This window comes from Imhoffiella purpurea (genome assembly GCF_000585215.1).
Classification (GTDB): domain Bacteria; phylum Pseudomonadota; class Gammaproteobacteria; order Chromatiales; family Chromatiaceae; genus Imhoffiella; species Imhoffiella purpurea.
On sequence record NZ_AONC01000004.1, the window covers coordinates 130,739 to 155,276 of the forward strand.

Sequence of the window (24,538 nt, forward strand, 5' to 3'; positions counted from 1 at the left end):
CGCACTCGGAGGTCGAGGATATGGGTCCAAGAGCTATCGCAAGGTTAAGCCGTGATTGATGCGCAGGATTATGCCGAGTTCGCCCGGTTTCTGTCGGAGTGTTGCGGTTTGGTGCTCGGAGAGAACCGACAGTATCTCGTCTCGAGCCGACTGTCGCGTCTTCTGGACGAATTCGGATTCGAGAATGTCGGGATCCTCCTGAAATCCTTGCGTCAGTCCAAGAATCCCGCGCTCAAATCTCGAGTCATCGATGCGATGACGACCAACGAGACCTCCTGGTTTCGCGACACCTATCCCTTCGAGATCCTGCGCCAGGTCGTGCTTCCCGAACTGGCGGCCAAGCAGAAGCCGATCAAGGTTTGGTCGGCGGCCTGCTCCAGCGGGCAGGAGCCCTACAGCATCGCCATGGTGGTCGCCGAATGGGAGGGCACCTTCCCCCCCAAGAACACCTCCGTCAGCATTCTGGCGACCGATCTGTCCGAGAGCGTTCTGAGCGAGGCCCGTTCCGGCGTCTATGACGGCTTGAGCATCGTGCGCGGTTTGAGTACGGAGCGCCGTCAGCGTTTCTTTGAAACGGTCGAGAACGGCCATCGCATCAAGTCGGAGATCCAGCGCCGGGTCCGTTTCCAGAAGCTCAACCTCATGGATTCCTATGCGATGCTGGGTAAATTCGACATTGTTTTCTGTCGCAACGTGCTGATCTATTTCTCCGCCGAGACGAAGCGCCGGATTTTTGACGGCATTGCCCGTCAGATGGATCCCGGCGGTTATCTCTTCGTTGGCGCATCCGAGGCCGTCGGATCCTATACGGACGCCTTCGAGATCGTCCGCTCTCCCCAGGGAACCATGCTGCGCCGCCGTTGAAGGCGCCGACGCCCATCCCCTCTTGATCCAGGGAGAGGAACTCCGGGGCGATTGATCTTCACTCATGGCATGTTGGTTGCAGATAGCCAGATAACGCTATCAGCCGGACCTCCATGCCCATGAGCCTCTCCATCGACAAAGCCTTCGGCATTCTCCCCGCGGCGGTCAAGCTCCAGGCCCGACGCACCGAGTTGCTCGCCTCCAATCTGGCCAACGTCGATACCCCCGAGTACAAATCTCGGGATTTCGATTTCAGGGCCACCTTGGCGGCGATCAAGGGCCGGGACGACGTCTTGCCGCTGCAGCGGACGCAGTCCTCTCATATCGCTCTGAGCTTTCCCGACGAGGACACTCATCCCGATCTGCTGTACCGCATTCCGGCCCAGCCGGCGCTCGACGGCAATACCGTGGACCCGCAATTGGAAAGGGCCGCCTTCGCCGAGAACACCATGCTGTATCAAAGTTCACTCGAATTCCTGGATCGTCGTGTATCCGGCATTCGTGCTGCCTTGAGGAAGGAGTGATGTCATGAGCGATCTATTCAGCGTCTTCAACACATCCGCCTCGGCCTTGACCGCTCAGTCGGTGCGGCTCAATACCGTGGCCTCGAACCTGGCCAATGCCAATACCGTCGCATCGACTCCGGAGGATGCCTACATCTCGAAGCAGGTGCTGTTCCAGACGATCATGGATCAAGAAGATCCGGATGACGTGACCATGCCCGTTCGTGTCTCCGACATACTGGATTCTGGAGCCCAGCCATTCCCTTCCTACGAGCCGAATCATCCTCAGGCGAACGAGGAGGGCTACGTGTTTCACGCGGCCGTGAATGTGGTCGAGGAGATGGCGAACATGATGTCGGCATCCAGGAGCTACGAGGCGAATGTCGAGGTCATGACCACCACGCGCGAACTCCTCCAGCGTACGCTTCAGACCGGTAAGAGCTAGTCGAGTGCTCACCGATGAATTGTGGGTACGATCGATGCATTTTTTTGGTGTGCGCGCCTGCTTGAGAAGAGCGTATTCGCGTTTTCTAGGAGATTTTTCTCATGACTGAGGTAACCAACGACTACCTGTCCAGCTTGGGCCTGAGGCCGTATGACCCGACCCCGGCGAAACCGAAAACGGGCGATCGAGAGCTCGGTCAGGAGGAGTTCCTCAACCTGATGATCACGCAAATGACGAATCAGGATCCGATGAGCCCGATGGAGAACACGGACTTCATCGCCCAGATGGCACAGTTTTCGAGTCTGACCGGCATACAAGAGCTGACCACTGCGTTCGAAACGCTTTCGCAAAGCCTTCTTCAAGGTCAGGCACTGCAGGCGGCGAGCTTGGTGGGACGAGATGTCTTGATTCCTTCCGAGACGGCTGATCTGGAGGAGGGCGAGGGCATCAATGGCGCGATCATGCTCGACTCCAGCGCCTTGGATGTCACTGTGAGTATCAAGGACTCCGCCGGTCAGCTGGTTCGCACGCTCGATCTCGGTACCTTGAGTGCAGGGGTGCAGGATTTCGCTTGGGATGGGTATACGGAGGATGGAGAGCTGGCTCCGGAAGGCACTTACAGCTTCGAGATAGTGGGGCAGGTCGACGGGGCATCCAATGCATATGTCCCGCTTTTGCAGGGCGAGGTTCAGAGTGTGTTCACCGATAGCGTCGATGGGAGCCTGATTCTGAATCTGAAAGAGCTGGGGAATGTCAAGTTCAGCGACGTTTTTCGTATCGGTTGAACGAGTCTCTTGCGTTTCTGTCGCCTCAATGAGAGGTGAGAGTGTGTTCGGTCTGGTGTTTCGATGACGGGTGGCAAGACCTGATGGCGTGAAATCATAACACCATTTGATTCGGGGTGTCGCCCGGATCGGTCGAGCCCGGAGAGCCGCATGGCGGACCGGCGCTCATTGAATATTGACAACCAAGGCTTCACGAAGGAGTGATCTCATGGCTTTCAACATCGGGTTGAGTGGATTGACCGCGGCAGCGGCCGATCTCAAGGTGACTGGCAACAATATCGCGAATGTGGCGACCAATGGGTTCAAGCAGTCCCGCGCTGAATTTGGCGATATATTCACGCGTTCCTATGGAACCATCAGCCGCACCAATACGGGTGCCGGTGTGCGCACCATCGCGACGACTCAGCAATTCACCCAGGGAACGCTCGAGTTTTCTGGTAACAGTCTCGATCTGTCCATTACCGGGCGCGGTTTTTTCGTTCTGAACAGCGCAGGTAACGACGATAATGTCTATACCCGCGCCGGGGCCTTTCAGGTCGATAGCGAGGGATATATCGTGAACAACGGGTCTCCTCCGTTACGCCTGCAGGGATTTCCTCCAGTCGATCCCAGCGATCCGAACAGCACCTTCCGAACCGGATTGAGAACCGATATGCAGGTCAATTTGGGCGATTCGCCACCGAATGCGACATCCGAGATCGCGGCGCAGATCAACCTGCGCTCTGATGCCACGACGCCGGTCGATGGAAACGGGGATCCCATAGATCCAACTGCTACTGGTGCGGGTGGATTCGAAATCGACAATCCGGACACCTACAATTTTTCGACCTCGACTACGATCTTCGACTCATTGGGAACCCCGCGCCCGGTGACGCTGTATTTCATCAAGGACGATGCCACTGGCCCTGGTGCCTGGCAAGCTCATGTGCAAATGGATGGCGCCATCGATCCGGATACATTTCCAGGCGGATCGCCGATCGCAATGGAGTTTGACACCAATGGCGTTCTAACGACCCCGAATCCCGCGTTGACGAATCTCGAGTTCGAGATGGACAACTATGAGCCCTTGAATGGCGCGACACTCGGGACGGACGATCCGACTCAGCCAATCCCCCCCCCAACGACTCCGGGTACCAATATCGTCCAATTGGATCTCACGGGCACCACTCAGTACGGCCAGAAATACGCGGTGAGCAGCCTGGAGCAGGATGGCTACACGACCGGCCGCATCACAGGTGTCGACGCCGACGAGGAGGGTGTGATCTTCGTCCGTTATTCCAACGGCCGGGCGCTGCCGCTCGGTCAGGTGGCCCTGGCCGACTTCGACAATACGCAGGGTCTCCAGCAGATCGGCGACACTTCATGGGCCGAGACCACGGACTCTGGCAATCCGGTGATCTTTTCGCCTGGGACAGGCAGCTTGGGCCTCATCCAAGGGGGGGCGCTGGAGACCTCGAACGTCGACCTGGCGACCGAGCTGGTCAATCTGATCACCGCTCAGCGCAACTATCAGGCGAATTCGAAGACTATCAGCGCGGCCGACACCATCACCCAGTCGATATTGAATATCCAGTAACCCCAATCGTTCTGGCAGTGTCGTTGAACTGAGCGCGTCGTCGGAGGGTCCGGTTCGCCGGATCGTCCCGCGACGGCCAGCCTTGCAGGAGTCGATACCATGGATCGCTTTCTCTATCTCGCCATGTCGGGTGCCAAGGAGACGGCCTATGCGCAGGCCATCAACAACCACAATCTGGCGAATGCGACGACCCATGGGTTTCGTCAGGCGCTCGGCGATGCCTATACGGTTCCTGACCGTGGTCCGGTCTACGATTCGAGGGACTACGTTCAGATCAGGGACGAGGTGATCGATTTCAGCTATGGGACGTTTCAGAGCACCGGGCGCGATCTCGACATCGCGATCGAGGGCGAGGGTTTCATCGCCGTCCAGACACCGGACGGTGGCGAGGCCTATACCCGGGCAGGCAATCTGCACATCGATCCGACGGGCATTCTACGGACCGACCGCGGGCTTCCCGTGCTTGGCGATGGTGGAGGCCCCATCGCCATTCCACCCAACGAAAGTCTGCTGATCGGCACGGACGGCACCATCACCATTCGGCCCCTTGGTTCCAACCCCAATGCCCTGGCGGCCGTCGATCGGATTCGTCTGGTCAACCCCGATCTCGCGACCTTGAAGCGCTCGGAGGATGGCCTGATTCGTGCTCAAGATGGTCAGGAGCCGGTGGCGGATGCCAATGTCCGGGTCATCACGGGCATGCTGGAGACGAGCAACGTCAATACCGTGGCGGCCTTGACCGAGATGATCGAGTTGTCTCGTCATTTCGAGACCCAGATCAAGATGATGGAAGCCGCCGATAATGTTGAGAAAACGCACAATCGTTTGCTGGCGAACAGTTGATGCCGGACGCCGCGCGAGCATGGCCTGAATGAAATGCACGGAGATCGATCATGAACGAAGCCCTTTGGATCGCCAAGACAGGCCTGGACGCGCAGCAGACCCGCATGTCCGTGGTCTCGAACAATCTCGCGAACGTCAATACCAATGGCTACAAGAAGGGGCGCGCCGTTTTCGAGGATCTCATCTATCAGACCATTCGCCAGCCCGGCGCCCAGGCGACCCAGGAGGCCCAGCTGCCTTCGGGCTTGATGCTGGGAACCGGTGTGCGCACGGTCGCGACCGAGAAGCTGTTCACGCAGGGTGGCTTCGCTCAGACCGAGAATTCGCTCGACATCGCGATCGAGGGCCGTGGTTTCTTCCAGATTCTCATGCCCAACGGCGAATTGGGATACACCCGTGACGGTTCCTTTCAGCTGAACGCCAACGGCGAGGTCGTAATGTCCAATGGCTATGCCGTACAGCCGGGGCTGGTGGTTCCCGAGAACGCGCTGACCGTCACGGTCGGCAAGGACGGTACGGTGACGGCACAGCTCCCGGATCAGGTCGATCCCGTTCAGCTGGGCAATATCCAGCTGGCGGATTTCGTCAATCCGGCCGGTCTGCAGCCGGTGGGCGAGAATATCTATCTGGAAACGGCCGCATCGGGCGCGGCTCAGCAGGCCAATCCCGGGCAGAACGGTGTCGGCAGCGTCATCCAGGGTGCCTTGGAGACCAGTAACGTCAATATGGCGGAGGAGTTGGTCAACATGATCGAGACGCAGCGCGCCTACGAGGTCAATTCCAAGGCCATCGCCGCGGCGGATGGCATGCTGCAGTTCGTCAACAACAACCTGGCCCGCTAGCCGAGCGGGGGATGGCGGCAATGATGCGCTTCACGACTCTTCTGCTGGGTGTGGCCGCGAGCCTGTCGCTGGCGGCCTGCAGCACCATCAATCCGCCCCGCCCCGGGGATTCCGCCGAATATCGCCCCGTGGCCCCCATCGCGCCCGTTCCGGCCGACTTCAACAAGGGGGCCATCTATCAGGCATCCCAGTCGCAAGGGCTGTTCGAGGACTACAAGGCGCGCCACGTCGGTGATCTGGTCACGGTGGAGCTGGTCGAGAAGACGGATGCCAAGAAGTCGTCGGCGACCAGCACCTCGAAGGATTCGGGGGTCGACTTCAGCCTCGGCGATATCTCGGTGGCCGGGCGCACGCTCGCCGGCGCCGATCTGCTGGTGGGCTCAGGAGATGGATCGCGGACCTTCGATGGCTCGGGCGACTCCAGCCAAAGCAACTCGCTGACCGGCGATATCACGGTCACGGTCGCCGAGGTCCTGCCCAACGGCAATCTCGTCATTCAGGGCGAGAAATGGCTGAGCATCAATCAGGGATCCGAATACGTGCGCCTGCGCGGCATCATTCGACCGGTCGATATCTCCACCACCAATACGGTCCAGTCGACCCAGATCGCCAACGCCGAGGTCTCCTACGGAGGCACCGGAACCCTGCGCGACAGCAATGCGCCCGGTTGGCTGACCCGTTTCTTCAACAGCCCACTCTGGCCGATCTGACGACTCGGTCCGAATCCTGAGCGGAGAATGTCCATGAAGAGAATCCGATCGCTCGCATTCGTCGCCTGCATCGCCTGCCTGGGATGGTCCGGCGTGGCGACCGTGCACGCGGGCAATAACGATCCGCTCGACGAATACGGCTTGAGAACCGGATCCGGCGGCAACGAGGACCTGGGGCTGGAACGCATCAAGGATCTCGCCAATATCGCCGGTGTGCGCACAAACCAGCTGGTGGGATATGGCCTGGTCGTGGGGCTCAACGGTACCGGAGATCAGACGACCCAGTCGCCCTTCACGGTCCAGAGCCTGAAGAACATGCTGGGGCAGTTGGGGGTCACCGTGCCTTCGGGCTCCAACCCCCAGACCAAGAACGTCGCCGCCGTCATGATCACGGCGGATCTGCCGGCCTTCGCCAAGCCGGGACAGCAACTGGACGTCACCGTCTCGTCGCTCGGAAACGCCAAGAGTCTTCGCGGTGGAACCTTGCTGATGACCCCCCTCAAGGGCGCCGACGGTCAGGTCTATGCGATGGCTCAGGGGAATCTCACGGTCGGGGGCTTCGGCGCGGATGGGGCCGACGGCAGCCGCATCACGGTCAATATCCCGAGTGTCGGGCGCATCATGGATGGCGCGACGGTCGAGCGCGAGGTGCCGAGCGGGTTCTCCAGCGGCGGCTCGCTGGTCCTGAACCTCAAGGAGCCGGACTTCACGACCGCCAGCCGCATGGCCGATATCATCAATCAGTATTATGCCGACGACATCGCCCAGCCGCTCGACGCCACTTCCGTAGAGGTGCGCGCGCCGAGCGATCCTGGTCAGCGGGTTTCCTTCGCCTCGCAGATCGAGAATCTGGAGGTGGCGGTCGCCGAGCCCCCCGCGCGCGTCGTCATCAACGCGCGAACGGGAACCGTCGTGATCGGTTCCGGGGTCAAGGTGCTGCCGGCGGCCGTGTCGCACGGCAATCTGACGGTCACCATCGCCGAGAATGCCGGTGTTTCTCAGCCTCAGCCGTTCGGTCAGGGGCGGACCGCCGTGGTTCCTCAGAGCGATATCAACATCGAGCAGGACGACAATCGCATGTTCCTCTTCGCCCCCGGAACATCCTTGGGCGATATCGTCGAGGCGGTCAACGAGGTCGGCGCGGCCCCGGGCGATCTGGTCGCCATTCTGGAGGCGCTGCGCGAGGTCGGTGCGCTACGGGCCGACCTGGTCGTCATCTGATCCGCCATGATCTCGTCCTCCAGCCTATCCGGCGCGGCAGTCAAGGCAGGCGTTCAGACCGGCCTCGTCAGCGATCCGGCCAGCTATCATTCCTTGCAGCGAACCGCCAAGCAGGGAGGTGAGGCCGGATTGGAGGCGGCCGCGAGGGCGTTCGAATCATTGATGGTCGGACAGATGCTGAAACAGATGCGTGCCGCCTCGTTCGGCGAAGGCATGCTCGACTCGGCTCAGAGCAAGCTCTATCAGGATCTCTACGACCAGCAGATCGCCAGCGTCATCAGTCAGGGCGATGGTTTGGGCATCCGCAAGGCCCTGGTGCGTCAGCTGGCCCCTCAATTTTCCGAGGATCCTGACGAGCGCGATCCCTCTTCCTTGGAATTGCCCGAGCGGAATATGGCGCTCAGACCGCTCGTCCGTCATCAAGTTGACGCCTCTACGTCTGAGAGTGCGAGCGATGTCGAAAAGACGGCATCGGCCAACTCGGTTTCGGTTCGTCCATCGGCGGGTCAGTGGCCACCGGCCAGTCCGGAGGACTTCGTCGGCTATCTCAAGCCGTATGCCGATCGGGCGGCCGAGGCGCTTGGTATGGATACCAGCATCCTGCTCGCTCAAAGCGCCTTGGAGACGGGCTGGGGCAAGCACGTGCCGCGACATTCCGATGGCAGCAGCAGCTACAACCTCTTCGGCATCAAGGCGGACCGCAGCTGGGAGGGCGATCGGGTCAGCGTCGGCACCCTGGAGTATCGCAACGGTGTGGCACGGCGCGAGCAAGCCAAATTTCGCGCCTATGCCGATCCGGCCGAGTCTTTCGTCGACTATGTCGCCTTTCTAAGGCGCAATCCGCGCTATCGTGATGCATTGCGAAGCACCGATGCCGAGGACTTCATCCGTGGGCTGCAGTCGGCCGGCTATGCGACCGATCCACGCTATGCGTCCAAGGTACTGGGCATTCGCGATCGCGTCATGGCGCTCGGGGCCGAGCTCGAGACTCAAGTCTCCAGGTTTGCGGCCGATAGTCCGAACGAAGTGTAAGCAGGATGTCAGGGGCAGTCGTATGCGGTTGTTCGCGCTGATTTCGCCTGATTACTTCATCCGCAAGGTGGTCTTATGAGCCTACTCCAAGTCGCACTCACTGGCCTCAGGGCCCATCAGACAGCCTTGTCGACCACGGGGCATAACATCTCCAATGCCTCGACCGAAGGCTACAGTCGACAACGAGCCGATTTGTACGCCAATAAACCCGAGTATTTCGGCGGGAACTATCTCGGGACAGGGGTTCAGGTCTCCACCATTCAGCGGCTGCAGAGCGATTTGATCGATACTGCGCTGCGGTCGAGCTTGACGGACCACTCCTATGCAGCGGCCTTGGCCTCGCAGGCCGAGCAACTGGATACCCTGTTCGCGGACGAGAGCACCGGGCTCGAACCGGTTCTCGAGCGTTTTTTGAATTCGGCCCAGGATGTCGCCAGCGACCCGACCTCCATGTCGTCGCGAACCGTCATGTTGGAAGAGTCCGTGTCCCTGGCGGAGCGGTTCAATTCAATCGCCAGGCAGCTTGAAGAGCAGCGGACCCTGATCAACGGCCAGATCGAAACCTCGGTAGCCGAAATCAACGATTACGCCACCGCGTTGGCCAAACTCAACGGACAGATCGTCTCCGGGGGTTCGGTGGGTGAGATGCCGAACGATCTGCTCGACCAGCGTGACAATCTGTTGCGAAAACTGGCCGAGAAGGTCGATGTCAGCGTGACGTCTCAAGATAACGGAGCGCTCAACGTCTTTATAGGGACGGGGCAGGCGCTGGTCGTCAATTCGACGGCGAACGAGCTGGTCGTGGACAACCTGTCGGGCGATCCGGTGAATCCGGATATTGGTGTCAGATCATCAGTTACCGGTGCCGTATCCAAAATTACCCGATTCATTTCCGGAGGGGAGATCGGGGGGTTGGTCGATGCTCGCAACGATCTTCTCGATCGTTCCCAGAACGAGCTCGGTTTGATTGCACTGAACATCGCGGAGTCCTACAACGCGCAAAATCGGCTTGGGCTGGATATGGACGGTCAACTCGGCACAGATATATTCAATATGCCCGAGGTGACTGTCAATTCCAATTTTTTGAACGATGCGACTGGAAATCCGGCGGTTGTCATCGAAGAAGCCTCTGCGATGACGGCAAGCGATTATCGATTGATCTATGACGGGACGGATTATCAACTCAAGCGGCTTTCCGACGATACCAATGTGACGCTGATTCCGGAAGCGGCAGCGGCGCATAATGTCGCCAATAACGAAACCAACGATCCGGAAGTCGAAGTGACGGATCCTGCGAGTTTCGATTCGGGGGGGTATACGCTGAATTATAATGGTACGAATTATAGCCTGACACGCTTGTCCGACAGCACGGTCATTGCGCTTGCTCCCGACCCGAATGATGCGAATGTATTGATCGGCGAGGGTATGAGAATAGATACCACTGAGCTCACTTCTGCGATTAACAACGACTCTTGGGATATCAGTCCGACTGGTGCGGTTACGGCAGATGGACTCAGAATCGACACATCCTCGATCACTGGGGCTGAGCGCGGCGACAATTGGCTGATTCAGCCGACCCGAAATGCGGCCTCGCAGCTGTCGGTTTCGATGACGGATCCAGCCGACCTCGCGGCTGCCGCAGCGGTGAAGGTCGAGCCTAGCGAGCTCAATACCGGATCTGCGGTGATCGATAGCGTCCGTGCGATCGATACGACGGACTCTGCAACCCTGTTCAAGGAGGCGCTCGTCACCTATGACGAGGCGACGACAAGTTATTCGGTGATGACGCTGGAGGATGTTGCGGGTGTCGATACCTGGGTTGCCGTCTCTCCGACTCCATCGGTGAGTACAAAGGACGGGATTACGACCATCAGTGCCAATGGGTGGGAATTGACGCTTTCGGGCACTCCAGATGATCAGGATCGTTTTATCGTCAGTCGCAACGACACCTTTGAAGGTGATAATCGGAACATGCTTGCGATGTCGGATATAGAAGATAAGCAATTGATCGAGGGTAAGACCACGATTCAAGGCGGTTATACGGACATCATCGCGAGCGTGGGAACTCAAACGGAACGCGCCCAAATTCTGCGCGATTCGAGCGCGACCTTGCTCGAATCGGCTCAGGCCAAGCGAGAGGCCTTGTCTGGAGTGAATCTGGACGAAGAGGCGGCCGATCTGATTCGCTATCAACAAGCCTATCAGGCATCGGCCCAAGTGATTAATGTTGCCAGAACACTCTTCGATACGATTCTGAACGCTGTCGGCTGACAACGTCTGGAGAAAGGATATGCGCCTGTCGAGCAATCAGATATTCCAATCGGGCCTTTCGGCGATGCAGAGGGCCCAGTCCAACCTGAACCATACCAATCTGCAGATGGCGACTGGGAGGAGGATCTTGACGCCATCCGATGATCCGAGCGGAGCGACAGTGTCTATACAGCTCTTGGCGGCGATCAACGCGACGAAGCAGCATCAGCGCAACGTGGATTTGGCGCAGCCGCGATTGGAGCAGGAAGAGGCGCACTTGAACTCCTATGAACACTATCTGAATCGTGCCCGAGAACTCATTGTCCTCGGCAATAACGATACCTACAATGACGAGAATAGAAAAAGCATCGCCAGTGAGATTCGTGATTTGCGAGAAGGCATATTGGGTCTTGCAAATACGAAGGATTCGAATGGGGAATATCTGTTCTCAGGGACGGAGTCCTTCGTTCAACCGTTCGTTGCGGACGGCGATGATGTCGTTTCTTATGTGGGGGCCGATGGAGAGGGCGCTGTCAGAGATGTCGCTATCAGCGCGACACGCTCGATTCAGGTTGGCGATACCGGTCGATCCGTTTTCATGGATATCCCGGAGAAGAGTGGCAAGATCATCGAGGCCCTTGTGGCCGATCACAACACCGGGACACTAGTCGTTGATGAGACGAAGGTCGTGGATTCGGAGGAGTATGATCTTCATTCTGGTGAACGTTTCAGTATTGAGTTTACATACGATGCGATGACGACCAAGATGAATTATGCCGTCTACGATTCCTCAGCCCCCCCTGCGCCCGTCACGGATAAGGATGGAAACCCTATTCAAGGAGAGTTCGACGAAGATTCTCCAATAGAATTCGCTGGGCGCAGCGTAAGTCTTACCGGAGTTCCTGCCGCGGGTGATACGGTGGTCTCTCAGCCCGCTCGATACGTCGATATTTTCGATACGCTCGATGCTGTTGCATCTGCACTGGAATCACCCTTGACTCAAGATGCAGATAAAGATTCCCTGGCCGATAAAATCGCCATCGCGCTCAAGAATGTTGATTCCGGCCTGGACAGAATGAATGAAATTAGGACCTCTGTCGGCTTACGGCTCAGTGCGATAGACATTCAGACCGACTTGAATGCTGAGCGTCAGCTCGACTTGGAGTCCACTCTGTCCGACGTTCGGGATCTCGACTATGCAGAAGCGATTAGCAGATTCGAAATGGAAGATATCGTTCTGCAGGCTGCTCAGAAAACTTTCGCACAAGTCGGCAGGATGAGTTTGTTCAATTTTATGTGAATATATTGTCGTTTTACTTGTGAAAGGTTGTCAGGGGGCGATACATGGCGAATCTTGCGCGCTTGGTTTCCGATCTGAATGGCGCTACGCTTCAGATGAGGGATGCTGCAGTTGCTGGAGACTGGGCGATGGTAAAAAGAATTCAACGACATCGCGCATTGATTGTCCGAAAAATATCAACCGATAAGTCCTTTTCTGATAAAGTCGCTTCCAGCTTTTCTGATCAATTGGATTCTATTCGCTTGGCAGAGGCTTTCGTTATTGCTAAAGGAAGACTCGAAAAAGAAATGATAGCCAATTCGTTAGAGCGACTCAAATCCAGCGGGAAAAATAAAAAAGTGGCGAGGAGAGGCTCGCTGGAAGATCTCTATGGCGTAGTTTGCTCGAGAAAATGATGATTCTTGGGTTGTGCGGTAACTTGGTTTTGCAATAATTGATATTCATCGGAAGCAATCTTCGTCTCGTGCTGCTTCCAACCCGATATTATTCGTTATGGTGAGCGGTCGCCATTTCACTCGGACGCGGAGTTAAATACTGTGAGCGATACCGAACGCCTTCTCGAACAGGCATTGGAACATCACCGTGCTGGTCGAGGCGAGGCGGCTGGCTGGTTATATCGTGCAGTACTTGCGATGGATGCCGAACAACCCGAGTCCAATTTCAATCTCGGGGTTTTGGAGTTGGAATCGGGTCATATAGACTCTGGTCTGGTGCATTTGAAAAAGGCGGTAGAGAATGCGCCGGATGTTCTGGATTATTGGGTGAAATTGGCAGAGGCGCTGCTATTGTCTCAACGTTCGGCAGAGGCGCGTGACGTCATCGAACGAGCTGAAAACAATGGTCTTCGATCACCATTGATGGACGATTTGTTGCTGAGAATCGGGGGTAGTGTCGGCAGCCAGAATTCGAGTCGAGCGACTGTCGAGAAAACAAGCACTAGTGGTCCGCATGACCTCCTCCTGTCGGAAGCCCTGACTTCTTCTCTCTCGGGGCAAAGGGAAGACCAAATCGAGCCTTTCATCGTCAATATTCAAGGTGATGTGAAAGTTTGCGTTCCGGCAGATATTCATTGTGTCACTACTTATGTTCTGCTGGAGCAGGAAGACTGGTATGAGCCGGAGCTGGGTTGGCTAAGGCGTTATATTCAGCCTGGTATGTCCGTGCTGGATGTCGGCGCCGGCTACGGAGTCTATGCATTAACGATGGGTAAAATAATTCAAGGCAAGGGACATGTCCTAGCTTTGGAGCCGGATCGGATATCCTCTGGCTTGCTTGCCAGAAGCATCGTCGAGAATGGATTGGATGGCCATGTGTCAGTGATTTGCGAGGTGATTTCCGATAAATCTGGTGAGGTCGAGATGCCGGTGTGCTCGGCCCTCAGATCCACTGATCTGGGTGGCGATCAGTCTACCCAACTGGTGAAGTCATTGACTCTAGATGAACTTGCGAAAGAAGTGAGCTGGCCGCATGATTCGGACCTGTCTTTTATACGAATCAATGCCAAGGGTTTCGAAGCCAAAATCATGCAGGGTGGGCTTATCTTTTTTTCTAAGCATAGTCCTCTTGTCATGTTTGGAGTCGAGGGTAATAAGATATCGGAAAATTTAATAGGGATGTTCACCGAACTGAGAATGCATATATATCGTTTGATTCCTGGTTTGAATGCATTGGTTCTATCCGATTCGACAGGGTCTGCTGATGTTTCTAAATGCAATCTGTTTGCTTGCGGAGAGGAGAGGGCAGAGATGTTGCGAATGCGTGGGTTGATGATCTAAAAACCATGGTGATGGTGTGGGGCAAGTGCGGAGGTGTCAATGCATTACAATCTCTGGTTGAAGGCTTTGTCTTCTTTGCCTTTTGCTCAGCCATTGCTGATTAGCTGGCAGATTGCAGATCGATCGAAAGATGCCTTTTGGTTTGAGTACGAGGCTTCGCTAAATCTGTATTTGATGTCGATGAACGGGGATATGAATTTGGCTGAGCGGTATAACAGCTTGCTGGAATCCCGTGATCGGCTCGATAATCTTTTAATGGTAGGCGACGGGCATATCGCTACTTGGCTCTTACGGATTCGTTGTTTGTTCGATTTGGGTGAGCGGCGATTGGGGGTCGATGCAATCCGCGATCTTATTGGTGAAATGCCATGGATTGCCGAGCCGCTCGATGAAAATTTATGCATTCATATCAATCGCCCCTTTCTGCCGTCTATACCAGAATTCGATGAGCGTATCCCCCGCCAAGGTTTGGGGCAATGGGTTCAGGCATCCGTTCTAGAAGCATTTGAGAAAAAGCGAGATTATTCATCTTTTTTTCATAATGATCTGGGCCTGTTGCAGAAGCTCATGCCTAATCCGAACCATGATCTGGAATCGGATCGCCGCGTCAAGCTGCTAAAACTGAAGTCAGGGCAGCCGATAATGGTCTCGGAAACAGGTGTCATGGATGCTTGCTCGAATAATGAGCAAAATATATCGGTTTGGAAGATGATCGGATAAGTGAGGGAGGCTGATAGTGAAAGCTGTCATCCTGGCTGGTGGCTTTGGAACGCGTATCTCGGAAGAATCACATTTGCGCCCTAAGCCCATGATAGAAATAGGTGGCATGCCTATTATTTGGCATATCATGAAAATTTACTCTAGTCACGACGTCAATGACTTTATTATTTGCTGTGGATACAAAGGTTATATTATCAAGGAGTATTTTGCGAATTACTTTTTGCACATGTCTGATGTTACCTTCGATCTCGCGAACAACCGTATGGAGGTTCATCAACGTAAGGTTGAGCCGTGGAGGGTTACATTGGTAGACACGGGACCTCATAGCATGACGGGCGGCAGGCTAAAGCGCGTAGCTGATTATATCAAGGATGATGAGTCGTTTTGCTTTACCTATGGAGACGGTCTCAGTAATGTCAATATCCGCTCTCTCATCGATTTTCATGTCAGTCATGGACGTTGGGCCACGATAACAGCTGTTCAGGCTCCTGGCCGTTATGGAGCTGTTGAAAAAAAGGGAATCGAAGTAACGGGGTTTGTAGAAAAGCCACGTGGAGAGGGAGGTTTGATCAATGGTGGTTTTTTCGTGCTCTCTCCCAAATGTCTAGATTTAATAGAGGGCGACAATACCAGCTGGGAGGAGGATCCACTCTCCAGGCTCACAGGCATGCGACAGCTAATGGCTTTCGAACATTATGGCTTCTGGCAGCCAATGGATACCTTGCGCGACAAGAATCAGCTCGAGGATCTTTGGAAGACTAATCGTGCCCCATGGAAATGCTGGAATTGAGCAAATCCTTTTGGAACGGTAAGCGGGTATTCGTGACTGGACATACAGGCTTCAAGGGAGGCTGGCTTGCGCTCTGGCTGTCAAAAATGGGCGCGCGTGTGTTCGGCTATGCCCTCGATCCGGATTCTTGTCCTTCTTTATTCGACGTATCGAGACTCTCCGAGCATTTGTCGGGTCATTTCATCCAGGATATTCGCGACACGGAAGCCTTAGACAGGGCAATCAGAATCGCAGCCCCTGAAATCGTTTTCCATTTGGCCGCTCAGCCTTTGGTGCGTGTTTCCTATGTTTCTCCGGTCGACACATATGCCGTCAATGTCATGGGGACGGTCAACCTTCTCGATGCAGTGAGACGCAATGGAGACGTTGGCGCAGTTGTCGTCGTGACAACAGATAAATGCTATGACAACCAAGAGTGGATATGGCCGTATCGCGAAACGGATCGTCTTGGTGGACATGATCCATACGCCAGCAGTAAAAGTTGCTCTGAACTGGTCGTCAATGCCTATCGTGATAGCTTTCTCGGTCATGCTGGCATACATATCGCCAGCGCTCGAGCCGGAAACGTAATTGGTGGTGGTGATTGGGCGAAAGATCGCTTGGTGCCCGATATCTTAAGGGCGCACGAGGCCGGTGAGATAGTGTCCATTCGCTTTCCGCGAGCGCTTCGTCCTTGGCAGCATGTTCTCGAACCTCTGGCAGGATATCTTCTGCTTGCTCGATCGCTGATCGATCAGGGGCCTGCAAATTCTGAGGCATGGAATTTCGGGCCTCATGATGTCGATACTCGATCGGTGGAATGGGTCGTGGACTATCTTTGCTCCAAGCTATCTGGTCTGTCTTGGCAAATGGACGCGTATCAGCAGCCCCATGAGTCTTCGATTCTCAAACTCGATAGCGCGAAGGCACATGACCGACTTGGCTGGAGTCCACATTGGGACTTGGCTAAGGCATTGGATAAGACGCTCGAATGGCATCAGGCTTGGCGTCTGGGTGAGGATATGGCTCTAGTCACGCTCGATCAGATCGAATGCTATCTCGCTGACGGGCCAGGAATATGAACAGTCGTTTCCTTTGTCGGAACACTGGAATTTCAGGTGCTGCCATCGTCGACCGCCGGCCGATCGGAGATGAACGAGGCTATCTAGAACGCTTGTTCTGTGCGCAAGATCTTCAGATATTGACACAAGGAAAGGAGATCGTGCAGATCAACCATAGTTATACGCGACACAGAGGAACTGTTCGTGGACTACATTATCAATATGCTCCATTTCTCGAGGCAAAGTTCGTTTCCTGTATCTATGGAGAGGTTTATGACATTGCCGTTGATGTTCGGGCCGATTCGCCAACCTTTTTACAATGGCACGCAGAGCGTCTGAGTTCGGATAATCATCGAACATTTTTCATTCCAGAGGGATGCGCGCACGGTTTTCAAACTCTGACCGGCGATTGTCAGTTGATTTATATGCATACAGCATACTATTCGCCCGACTTCGAAGGAGGGCTTCATCCTCAAGATCCTGTATTGGCCATACCCTGGCCGCTACCCTTGACCGATATATCCGTTCGAGATGCCTCGCATCCATTCATAGAAGATGGGTTCAAGGGTCTTTAGATTAGAATCGTACAATCATATTCGAGCCATCCGTGAACTGTCGCCACTGCAAGGCACCCCTTCGTCTTACCTTTATCGATTTGGGGACATGTCCACCTTCTAACGCTTATCTCAAGGCTTGCGATCTCAATGCTCCAGAGATCAGGTATCCGCTTCGGGTTCTGGTATGCGAGCAATGTTGGCTTGTTCAGACACAGGACTACACTCGATCAGAGGAGCTTTTTACACAGGATTATGCCTACTTCTCCAGCACATCGCCCAGTTGGGTCGCGCATGCTGCGAGATATACCGAAAATATGATTCAGCGTTTTCAATACGGCCCAGGCAGCTTGGTGATCGAGTTGGGATCTAATGATGGTTATCTGCTTAAACATTTTCTTGACAGAGGAATAGAGTGTCTTGGTGTCGAGCCTACGGCAAGCACGGCTGATGCGGCCGAACGATTGGGAATATCTGTGTTGAGGGATTTCTTCAGCGAGTCTCTTGCGCTCAAGCTCGCCGTATCGGGGCGCCAAGCCGACCTCATCATCGGGAATAATGTTTACGCGCATGTGCCCGACATCAACGACTTCACAAAAGGCCTGAAACAGGCGCTGAAACCGAAAGGTATCATTACTCTCGAATTCCCACATCTCTTGCGACTGATACAGGGGGCGCAATTCGATACCATCTATCATGAGCACTATTCATATCTCTCTCTCACTAGTGTGATTCAGATATTCCAAGCAGCTGGTTTGCGCGTTTGGGATGTCTCTGAGCTGTCTACTCACGGCGGGAGCCTCAGGATTTATGGGTGCCATGCCGAGGACGACCGCCCTGAATCGCCGACTGTGAACGAGGTGCTGTCAGAGGAGTGTCGTTTTGGTTTGCGGAGATCAGAGACATATCAAGGTTTTCAGGCGCATGCTGACCGTATCAAAGATGACCTCTTGGTGTTTTTGATCGAGCAAAAACGTGCCGGTAAGCAAGTGGTAGGGTATGGCGCGGCAGCCAAAGGAAATACCTTGATCAATTATGCCGGCGTTCGAGCTGACCTGCTCCCTTGCGTATGCGATGCCGCCGTGTCCAAGCAGGGAAAATATCTCCCAGGGAGTCGAATACCTATCGTCACCGAAGCGATAATCAGGAAAAAAAAACCGAGTTTTATCCTGATTCTTCCCTGGAATTTGCGTAATGAAATCATGGATCAGTTGGAGTATATCAAAGCCTGGGACGGGCAATTCGTAACCGCTATACCTCAACTTGATGTTGTTTGATTGGAATATTGTTAAATCATGCACTGAAATTTCGATATGAAAATTCTTCTGACAGGAGCGACAGGGTTTCTCGGTGCCTATGTTCTAGAATGCTTGGTCCGTCGCGGAATAGAAACGCTTTGCATCGGGCGTAATCGGCCTGAATTGGATGCGGCTGTGGATTACGTGGCGGTCGACCTGCTCGAAAAACCGAATATTCTGCAACTCTGTCAGAAAACAGGGGTTACTCATCTATTGCATCTGGCCTGGTATACCGAGCATGGCAGATACTGGTCTTCACCACTCAACCTTCGCTGGTCCGAAGCTAGCGTTCATTTGGTTGAAGAATTTTGTCTAGCTGGTGGCCGTCGGGTCGTCGTTGCAGGTACCTGTGCGGAATACGATTGGGCTTATGGCTACTGTAAAGAGGACCTGACCCCGCTCAAACCGGCGACGAGTTATGGGATTGCCAAAGACGCGACACGCAGGCTTATTGGTTCCGTATGTGAGGGGCATGGGGCAACATGCTCTTGGGGTAGGGTGTTTCAACCATACGGGAAAGGAGAATCAGACGAGCGCTTGATTCCATCATTGATACGTGTGTTCCGAGGCTGCCAAGAGCCATTCGGCGTGAATGCTGATGCCTATAGAGATTTTATTCATGCCTCGGATGTGGCCGAGGGATTCGTTACCTTGTTGCTATCGGATGTTCAAGGGGCTTATAACATCAGTTCCGGAGAGCCGATTAAGATAGGAGATGTGGTCGTTATGCTCGGGCTGGGATGTGATGCCGATCCATCTGTGGTACTCGACTTGGCATCAAATCGTAATGATGCGCCAAAATTGCTTCTGGGCGACAGTTCCAAGCTCCGTGAATTGGGGTGGGTACCCCGAACGCCTTTTCGAGAAGGTCTTGTCGATCTATTGAATCATTGAATCGATCGTGCGGATGAACGCAGAGTTGCTTGAAAATCGCAATGATTTCTTACCACATGATCGAGTGAAGGGGGATGTAATCATGACTGAATTCGAGCAGGAAGTCGTATCACGCGTCAAGGCAAATAAAGAGAATAGACCGCTGTTAGATGCAGGCAGAGATTTTCTTCGCGCCTCTACTGTACCGAAATATTGCTATAATTATTTTTGGTTGGGCCGCCCAATCATTCAATACCCACAGGATATGGTTGCAGTTCAGGAGTTGATATGGTCTGTCAAACCAGATCTTATCATAGAGACAGGGATCGCTCATGGGGGGTCGCTCATTTTGAGCGCTTCACTATTGGCTTTGTTGGATTATGCTGAAGCTGTCGAGACGGGGGGCGTGTTGGATCCGGCCTTTCCTAAGCGGAAAGTATTAGGTATCGATATCGACATTCGTGAGCACAATCGTAATGCCATAGAAGCTCATCCTATGTCATCGCGTATTATGATGATTCAGGGGTCGAGCATCGAAAAGGACATTATCGATCAGGTGAGAGAGATTGCGTCTGAGTATTCCCGCATCCTGGTCTGTCTGGATTCAATGCATACTCACGATCACGTTCTTGCGGAACTCGATGCCTATGCTCCTCTGACAAGCGTTGGTAGTTATTGTATCGTATTCGATACGATTATCGAGGATTTTTCGAGTGATATGTATCCTGATCGGCCATGGGGACCTGGCAATAGCCCTAAGTCTGCTGTTCGAGAATATTTAGCTCGCAATTCTGAGTTCGTGATCGATGACGCGATAGAAAATAAGCTCGTTATAACTGTGGCATCAGGCGGATATTTGAAACGAGTCGGCGCTGAGTGAAGCGTGTTAAATCGTCGACAATAAGGTAGTAATCGATGCGTTGTCAAATGAGCCAGAGACTGTTTCAGGTTGTCTGCATATGAGTAAAGGCGACAATCATTTCGATAAAGATTCAGCTAACGCAGCTATTTTTGTCTGTGACGAGGCGTTAAAACATCATCGAGCTGGACGCTTAAGCGTTGCCGAGAATCTTTATCGGGCATCTTTGGCTTTGGATGACCTGCATGCGGAATCGTATCACAATCTAGGATTGTTGCATCTCAAGAGTAACCGCCTGGATGAAGGTCTGCGCAATTTGAAGCGTGCTTTGGAACTGGCGCCAGAAATGGGTGGCTATTGGATTTCGCTGGCTGAAGGGCTACTGATCGCTGGACGGTTCGATGAGGCCGATTCCATTATAAATAGAGCGATTGCTCTGGGGGTGGATGTGTCGTCTCTCTCCGCTCTTAGGTTGTCTGTATCCAAGCGCGCTGAATATATTGCCCCGCAGCTATCCAAGCCGAAAGAGAAGGGAATACCCTTGGCGAGGCAGGAAAAGGTTGTGAGCCTCATGACCATGGGGAGGCTGGAAGAGGCGGAAAATGCAGCTCGGCGTTTGACGAATGATTATCCTCAATCTGCTTTTTCTTGGAAGGCTATTGGTACGATCCTTTTTAAGCGCCAAGAATATAGGAACGCCTTGTCAATGCTTCAGCAGTCGCTGGTAATAGAGCCTGCTGACTCGGAGTGTCTCAATACCATTGGCAATGTTTTGCTTAAATTGGGGCGGGTTCAGGAGGCGCTGGATTGCTTCGATAGAGCCTTGGCAATAAATCCCGGATATGCTGCTGCACACAACAGCCGTGGTGTTGCCTTAAAAGATAGTGCCCAGCTAGAGAAGGCGATCGAGAGTTTGCAGAATGCCTTAGCCTTGGAACCCAATCTTTTAGAGGCTCATAATAACCTTGGAGCGGTCTTCAAATTGCTCGGCCGACTGAGCGAGGCGGAAGCATCTCATCGTCGTGCTTTGGAAATCAATCCAACATATGCTGAAGCATTCAGTAATTTAGGTGGCGCTCTTCAGGAGCTTGGCCGTTTGGATGAAGCTATCGAGGCTTACGACGAGTCTCTGCGACTGAACCCGAACCCGGAACACGCATTGGTTTCTAATCGTCTATTTGCGCTCAATTATCATCCCGATAAATCAGCTGAAGAAATATTTTCCGCATATCAGGAATTCGATCGACTTTTCGTCGATCCTCAACGTTCGAGTTGGCCGAGACATGCCAACGATCCAGATCCAGCGAGAATACTCAGAATAGGATATGTATCTCCAGACTTCAGAAATCATTCTGCGCGGAATTTTCTTGAACCTGTGCTAGCGAGGCATGACCGGTCTAATTTTCAGATTACCGCATACGCAGAACAGACATATGAGGACGAGGTCACTCTACGCTATCGCCGTTATGTAGATAGCTGGGTGCCGACTTCTGGTCTAACGGATTCTGAAGTCGGCGATCGGATTCGTGCTGACGGGATCGATATCCTCGTCGATCTGGCAGGACATACAGCCAACAACCGGCTGGGCGTCTTCGCGCTCCGACCCGCTCCTGTGTCCGTTTCCTGGATGGGATACGGATATACGACGGGGCTGAGCGCCATCGATTATTTCCTGACAGATGAGGTGATGCTACCTTCATCCGGGGAACACTTGTTTGCCGAGGAACCGTGGCGAATCGATGTCCCTTCCATGGTTTACAGACCAACGGAAGGAATGGGTGAGGTGGGTCCATTGCCTGCTCTGCGACGTGGCCATGTCACATTCGGAACATTGACTCGTGGAATTCGTATCAATCATCGAACCATCCGCGTCTGGGCGCTTATATTGAAACGATTGCCTAACGCCAAGATCCTGATCGATAGCAGAGATTTCGTTACCTCCGAGGCGCAATCGGCAATGGCCGAGCGTTTTGCAGCGCATGATATCGGGGTAGATCGCCTTGAGATCGGTTATCACAGTCCGCCTTGGGATGTCCTGCGTCGCATCGATATCGGTTTGGATTGTTTTCCGCACAATTCCGGTACGACTTTGATCGAGTCGCTTTTCATGGGGGTGCCTTTTATCACTTTGGCTGAGCGGCCAAGTGTGGGGCGTATTGGAAGTATGATGTTGTTTGGTGCCAATCATTCAGAGTGGATAGCCAAGGACGAAAACGATTATGTCGATAAAGCTGTTGCGCTTGCGACAGACATGACTCGCTTGGTCGGTATTCGGGCACGTTTGCGCTCAGAACTGGAGGAAGGGCCATGGCGCGACGAAATCGGCTTTACGCGCCGAATCGAGGATGCCTATCGTGGAATGTGGCGACGTTGGTGCGAGGGTGAGCAGGGCTCTCTACGTCAATCGATGACTACGGGGAATAAGCAACTTGACCCACGAAAGGCTACTCTGTAGCCAAGCTATCGAGCATCAGCGTGCGGGACGCGCGGAGGTCGCTGAGAACCTCTATCGCGCATCCTTGGCGATCGACGGAAATCAGGCCCAGGCACATCATAATCTAGGAAAGATCGAAATCGAGGGGGGGCGTGTAGAATCAGGTTTGGGACACCTGCGGCGAGCCTTCGAACTGGAACCAGAACGTGTGGAATTTCGGCGTTCCTTGGTCGATATTTTAATAAAGACCGCTCGATATGAAGAAGCTCGGACACTCATGGATCAAGCTGGCCTGGACGCAATCGATGAACCAGGCGAAAAGCTCACCTTGTTTGCCTCTGCGGCTGAACAACAAGCCTTGATACGAATATACAATCAAGGCCGCTTGTCGGAATCTCAGGATGTGGCCCGACAACTGACCATGGCATATCCAGACCATGCATTCGGATGGAAGGTCTTGGGAATCGTGCTATTGGAAATAGGGCGTACAGATGATGCATTGTCCGCTTTGGAGCGTGCTCTCTTGCTCGACCCGAACGATCCTGCCTGTCTCAATAGTTTAGGCAATACATACAAGCTCTCCGGTCGTCTGGGCGAGGCTCTGGAGGTATACACCAAGTCATTGAGTATCAACCCAAATTTTGCCGAGGCTCACAATAATCGAGGGACCACGCTTCTAACCCTCGGTCGTTTGAATGAGGCGCTGGAAAGTCTGCGCCGGGCGGTTGAACTCAGGGTCGATTTCGCGGAGGCTTATCATAACCTTGGTCATGTTTATGAGCGGTATGGGCGGCATGACGAGGCGATGGACGTCTATCGTCTGGCCAATCGATACAACCCGAATCTGCTCGGTCTTCATGAGTCGATGGCGCGAGCTTTGCGCAGTCTAGGCCGTCTGGAGGAATCGATCCACTATTTGATGAGGGCGTCCGAACTCGAGTCCGAGAATACGACGATCCTCAATAGTCTCGGCAATACGAATCTTGAGCTCGGTCGTAACGAGGAGGCTTGCCGCTGTTACCTTCGAGGTTTGGAAATAGATTCCGCCGATCCTGTATTGCACAATAACCTAGGTAACGCCTTGAGGCAGATGGGGCGTTTCGAGGAAGCGCTCGAGCAGTATTCGCTTTCATTGCGCGCCAAGCCGGATTATGTCGAGGGATACAACAATGCCGGACTGGTTCTCCAAGATCTCGGACGATTGGACGAGGCTCAGGCGCATTACCTTCACGCCTTGTTTTTAGATCCGAATCTTGCGGAAGCTCATGGTAATCTCGGTAACATCTGGCAGGAGCGACGCCGATATGATGATGCCTTGGCATGCTATGATCGGGCCTTGACCATCAAGCCCAAATTCGCCGAAGCCCATAATAATGCTGGACTGGTATTGATGGAGCAGGGTCGTTACCAGGAGGCAAGAATTCGTCTGGAGACCGCGCTTTCGATCAATTCGGGGTATTTCGATGCCCATGTCAATTTGGGCAATGTGTTCGGACGGTTGGGTTTACTGGATAAGGCTGTCGCCTGTCTTGAGCATGCCTTGACGATCAAGTCGGATATGCTCATTGCCCACAGTGGCCTGCTGTTCAATCTCAATTACCATCCGGACAAATCGGGAGCAGAGATCTATGCGGCCTACCGGGAATTCGATCGGCGCTTTGGGCAAGCACATCGGGCGAACTGGCGGGCCCATGCGAACCTTTCCGATCCCCGGCGGCGATTGCGCGTGGGGTATGTCTCGCCGGATTTTCGCTGTCATTCCTCGCGGCATTTTCTCGAGCCCCTGCTGGAGCATCATGACCGCGAGGCGGTCGAGGTCACGGC

General features: G+C 54.1%; 23 protein-coding genes. All 23 read left to right on the forward strand.

The window, feature by feature from the left end; genetic code table 11:
• Nucleotides 1–51: 51 nt before the first annotated feature.
• Entirely contained in the window at nucleotides 52–864 is an 813-nt protein-coding gene (locus tag D779_RS02280; RefSeq protein ID WP_043748755.1) for a CheR family methyltransferase, read from the forward strand.
• 119 nt (nucleotides 865–983) lie between these two features.
• On the forward strand, nucleotides 984–1,388 hold the full coding sequence (gene flgB / locus D779_RS02285) for a flagellar basal body rod protein FlgB (RefSeq protein WP_043748756.1): 405 nt from the start codon (nucleotides 984–986) through the stop codon (nucleotides 1,386–1,388).
• Nucleotides 1,389–1,392: 4 nt separating this feature from the next.
• Nucleotides 1,393–1,812 carry a flagellar basal body rod protein FlgC gene (gene flgC / locus D779_RS02290; protein ID WP_043748758.1) on the forward strand — a complete coding sequence of 140 codons (420 nt, stop codon included), beginning with the start codon at nucleotides 1,393–1,395 and terminating at the stop codon, nucleotides 1,810–1,812.
• 101 nt (nucleotides 1,813–1,913) lie between these two features.
• Nucleotides 1,914–2,597 (forward strand): flagellar hook assembly protein FlgD, encoded by a 684-nt coding sequence (locus D779_RS02295; protein ID WP_043748760.1) that lies wholly within the window; start codon nucleotides 1,914–1,916, stop codon nucleotides 2,595–2,597.
• A 208-nt stretch (nucleotides 2,598–2,805) separates the two neighbouring features.
• On the forward strand, nucleotides 2,806–4,173 hold the full coding sequence (flgE, locus tag D779_RS02300) for a flagellar hook protein FlgE (protein WP_043748762.1): 1,368 nt from the start codon (nucleotides 2,806–2,808) through the stop codon (nucleotides 4,171–4,173).
• Nucleotides 4,174–4,272: 99 nt separating this feature from the next.
• Nucleotides 4,273–5,016, forward strand: a complete 744-nt coding sequence (locus tag D779_RS02305; RefSeq protein ID WP_043748765.1) for a flagellar basal body rod protein FlgF — start codon at nucleotides 4,273–4,275, stop codon at nucleotides 5,014–5,016.
• Between the two features lie 50 nt (nucleotides 5,017–5,066).
• Nucleotides 5,067–5,858, forward strand: coding sequence for a flagellar basal-body rod protein FlgG (flgG, locus tag D779_RS02310; RefSeq protein WP_043748766.1), 792 nt, complete (start codon nucleotides 5,067–5,069; stop codon nucleotides 5,856–5,858).
• A 20-nt stretch (nucleotides 5,859–5,878) separates the two neighbouring features.
• Complete coding sequence (gene flgH, locus D779_RS02315) at nucleotides 5,879–6,568, forward strand: flagellar basal body L-ring protein FlgH (protein WP_081763285.1); 690 nt, start codon at nucleotides 5,879–5,881, stop codon at nucleotides 6,566–6,568.
• 33 nt (nucleotides 6,569–6,601) lie between these two features.
• Nucleotides 6,602–7,789, forward strand: a complete 1,188-nt coding sequence (locus D779_RS02320; RefSeq protein ID WP_043748858.1) for a flagellar basal body P-ring protein FlgI — start codon at nucleotides 6,602–6,604, stop codon at nucleotides 7,787–7,789.
• 6 nt (nucleotides 7,790–7,795) lie between these two features.
• Nucleotides 7,796–8,821 carry a flagellar assembly peptidoglycan hydrolase FlgJ gene (gene flgJ / locus D779_RS02325; protein WP_043748773.1) on the forward strand — a complete coding sequence of 342 codons (1,026 nt, stop codon included), beginning with the start codon at nucleotides 7,796–7,798 and terminating at the stop codon, nucleotides 8,819–8,821.
• Nucleotides 8,822–8,896: 75 nt separating this feature from the next.
• Nucleotides 8,897–11,092, forward strand: a complete 2,196-nt coding sequence (flgK, locus tag D779_RS02330; RefSeq protein ID WP_043748775.1) for a flagellar hook-associated protein FlgK — start codon at nucleotides 8,897–8,899, stop codon at nucleotides 11,090–11,092.
• Between the two features lie 19 nt (nucleotides 11,093–11,111).
• Nucleotides 11,112–12,371, forward strand: a complete 1,260-nt coding sequence (flgL, locus tag D779_RS02335; RefSeq protein WP_043748776.1) for a flagellar hook-associated protein FlgL — start codon at nucleotides 11,112–11,114, stop codon at nucleotides 12,369–12,371.
• Nucleotides 12,372–12,415: 44 nt separating this feature from the next.
• A complete protein-coding gene (locus tag D779_RS22050; protein ID WP_157726297.1) occupies nucleotides 12,416–12,766 on the forward strand; it encodes a hypothetical protein in 351 nt (116 codons plus the stop codon).
• A gap of 141 nt (nucleotides 12,767–12,907) precedes the next feature.
• Nucleotides 12,908–14,146 (forward strand): FkbM family methyltransferase, encoded by a 1,239-nt coding sequence (locus tag D779_RS02340; RefSeq protein WP_157726298.1) that lies wholly within the window; start codon nucleotides 12,908–12,910, stop codon nucleotides 14,144–14,146.
• A 39-nt stretch (nucleotides 14,147–14,185) separates the two neighbouring features.
• Nucleotides 14,186–14,866 carry a hypothetical protein gene (locus D779_RS02345; RefSeq protein WP_052347717.1) on the forward strand — a complete coding sequence of 227 codons (681 nt, stop codon included), beginning with the start codon at nucleotides 14,186–14,188 and terminating at the stop codon, nucleotides 14,864–14,866.
• 16 nt (nucleotides 14,867–14,882) lie between these two features.
• Nucleotides 14,883–15,656 (forward strand): glucose-1-phosphate cytidylyltransferase, encoded by a 774-nt coding sequence (gene rfbF, locus D779_RS21470; RefSeq protein WP_081763278.1) that lies wholly within the window; start codon nucleotides 14,883–14,885, stop codon nucleotides 15,654–15,656.
• On the forward strand, nucleotides 15,638–16,717 hold the full coding sequence (rfbG, locus tag D779_RS02350) for a CDP-glucose 4,6-dehydratase (RefSeq protein ID WP_043748780.1): 1,080 nt from the start codon (nucleotides 15,638–15,640) through the stop codon (nucleotides 16,715–16,717). Before rfbF ends, rfbG begins: the two co-directional genes overlap by 19 nt.
• Nucleotides 16,714–17,271 (forward strand): dTDP-4-dehydrorhamnose 3,5-epimerase family protein, encoded by a 558-nt coding sequence (locus tag D779_RS21475; RefSeq protein WP_081763279.1) that lies wholly within the window; start codon nucleotides 16,714–16,716, stop codon nucleotides 17,269–17,271. The genes rfbG and D779_RS21475 overlap by 4 nt, the downstream gene beginning before the upstream one ends.
• Nucleotides 17,272–17,303: 32 nt before the next feature.
• Nucleotides 17,304–18,527: a class I SAM-dependent methyltransferase gene (locus D779_RS21480; protein ID WP_081763280.1), complete on the forward strand. Its 1,224-nt coding sequence runs from the start codon at nucleotides 17,304–17,306 to the stop codon at nucleotides 18,525–18,527.
• 36 nt (nucleotides 18,528–18,563) lie between these two features.
• The gene (locus tag D779_RS21485) at nucleotides 18,564–19,442 is read left to right on the forward strand and encodes an NAD-dependent epimerase/dehydratase family protein (RefSeq protein WP_081763281.1); all 879 of its coding nucleotides are present in this window, start codon (nucleotides 18,564–18,566) and stop codon (nucleotides 19,440–19,442) included.
• A gap of 13 nt (nucleotides 19,443–19,455) precedes the next feature.
• Complete coding sequence (locus D779_RS02365; RefSeq protein WP_332307736.1) at nucleotides 19,456–20,301, forward strand: cephalosporin hydroxylase family protein; 846 nt, start codon at nucleotides 19,456–19,458, stop codon at nucleotides 20,299–20,301.
• A 79-nt stretch (nucleotides 20,302–20,380) separates the two neighbouring features.
• Nucleotides 20,381–22,735 (forward strand): tetratricopeptide repeat protein, encoded by a 2,355-nt coding sequence (locus D779_RS02370; protein ID WP_081763282.1) that lies wholly within the window; start codon nucleotides 20,381–20,383, stop codon nucleotides 22,733–22,735.
• Nucleotides 22,710–24,538 (forward strand): tetratricopeptide repeat protein (locus tag D779_RS22055; protein ID WP_157726299.1); only part of this gene is annotated, 1,829 nt, incomplete at its 3' end. The genes D779_RS02370 and D779_RS22055, both read left to right, overlap by 26 nt.

Bases quoted from the DNA above. Each gene is read 5' to 3' on its own strand.
- D779_RS21475 (WP_081763279.1), top strand. From the start codon at position 16,714: ATGAACAGTCGTTTCCTTTGTCGGAACACTGGAATTTCAGGTGCTGCC.
- flgH (WP_081763285.1), top strand. From the start codon at position 5,879: ATGATGCGCTTCACGACTCTTCTGCTGGGTGTGGCCGCGAGCCTGTCG.
- D779_RS21485 (WP_081763281.1), top strand. From the start codon at position 18,564: ATGAAAATTCTTCTGACAGGAGCGACAGGGTTTCTCGGTGCCTATGTT.
- flgK (WP_043748775.1), top strand. From the start codon at position 8,897: ATGAGCCTACTCCAAGTCGCACTCACTGGCCTCAGGGCCCATCAGACA.
- D779_RS02295 (WP_043748760.1), top strand. From the start codon at position 1,914: ATGACTGAGGTAACCAACGACTACCTGTCCAGCTTGGGCCTGAGGCCG.
- flgE (WP_043748762.1), top strand. From the start codon at position 2,806: ATGGCTTTCAACATCGGGTTGAGTGGATTGACCGCGGCAGCGGCCGAT.
- rfbG (WP_043748780.1), top strand. From the start codon at position 15,638: ATGGAAATGCTGGAATTGAGCAAATCCTTTTGGAACGGTAAGCGGGTA.
- D779_RS02370 (WP_081763282.1), top strand. From the start codon at position 20,381: ATGAGTAAAGGCGACAATCATTTCGATAAAGATTCAGCTAACGCAGCT.
- flgB (WP_043748756.1), top strand. From the start codon at position 984: ATGAGCCTCTCCATCGACAAAGCCTTCGGCATTCTCCCCGCGGCGGTC.
- D779_RS22050 (WP_157726297.1), top strand. From the start codon at position 12,416: ATGGCGAATCTTGCGCGCTTGGTTTCCGATCTGAATGGCGCTACGCTT.
- D779_RS02320 (WP_043748858.1), top strand. From the start codon at position 6,602: ATGAAGAGAATCCGATCGCTCGCATTCGTCGCCTGCATCGCCTGCCTG.
- flgC (WP_043748758.1), top strand. From the start codon at position 1,393: ATGAGCGATCTATTCAGCGTCTTCAACACATCCGCCTCGGCCTTGACC.
- flgJ (WP_043748773.1), top strand. From the start codon at position 7,796: ATGATCTCGTCCTCCAGCCTATCCGGCGCGGCAGTCAAGGCAGGCGTT.
- flgL (WP_043748776.1), top strand. From the start codon at position 11,112: ATGCGCCTGTCGAGCAATCAGATATTCCAATCGGGCCTTTCGGCGATG.
- D779_RS02365 (WP_332307736.1), top strand. From the start codon at position 19,456: ATGAACGCAGAGTTGCTTGAAAATCGCAATGATTTCTTACCACATGAT.
- D779_RS02345 (WP_052347717.1), top strand. From the start codon at position 14,186: ATGCATTACAATCTCTGGTTGAAGGCTTTGTCTTCTTTGCCTTTTGCT.
- D779_RS02305 (WP_043748765.1), top strand. From the start codon at position 4,273: ATGGATCGCTTTCTCTATCTCGCCATGTCGGGTGCCAAGGAGACGGCC.
- flgG (WP_043748766.1), top strand. From the start codon at position 5,067: ATGAACGAAGCCCTTTGGATCGCCAAGACAGGCCTGGACGCGCAGCAG.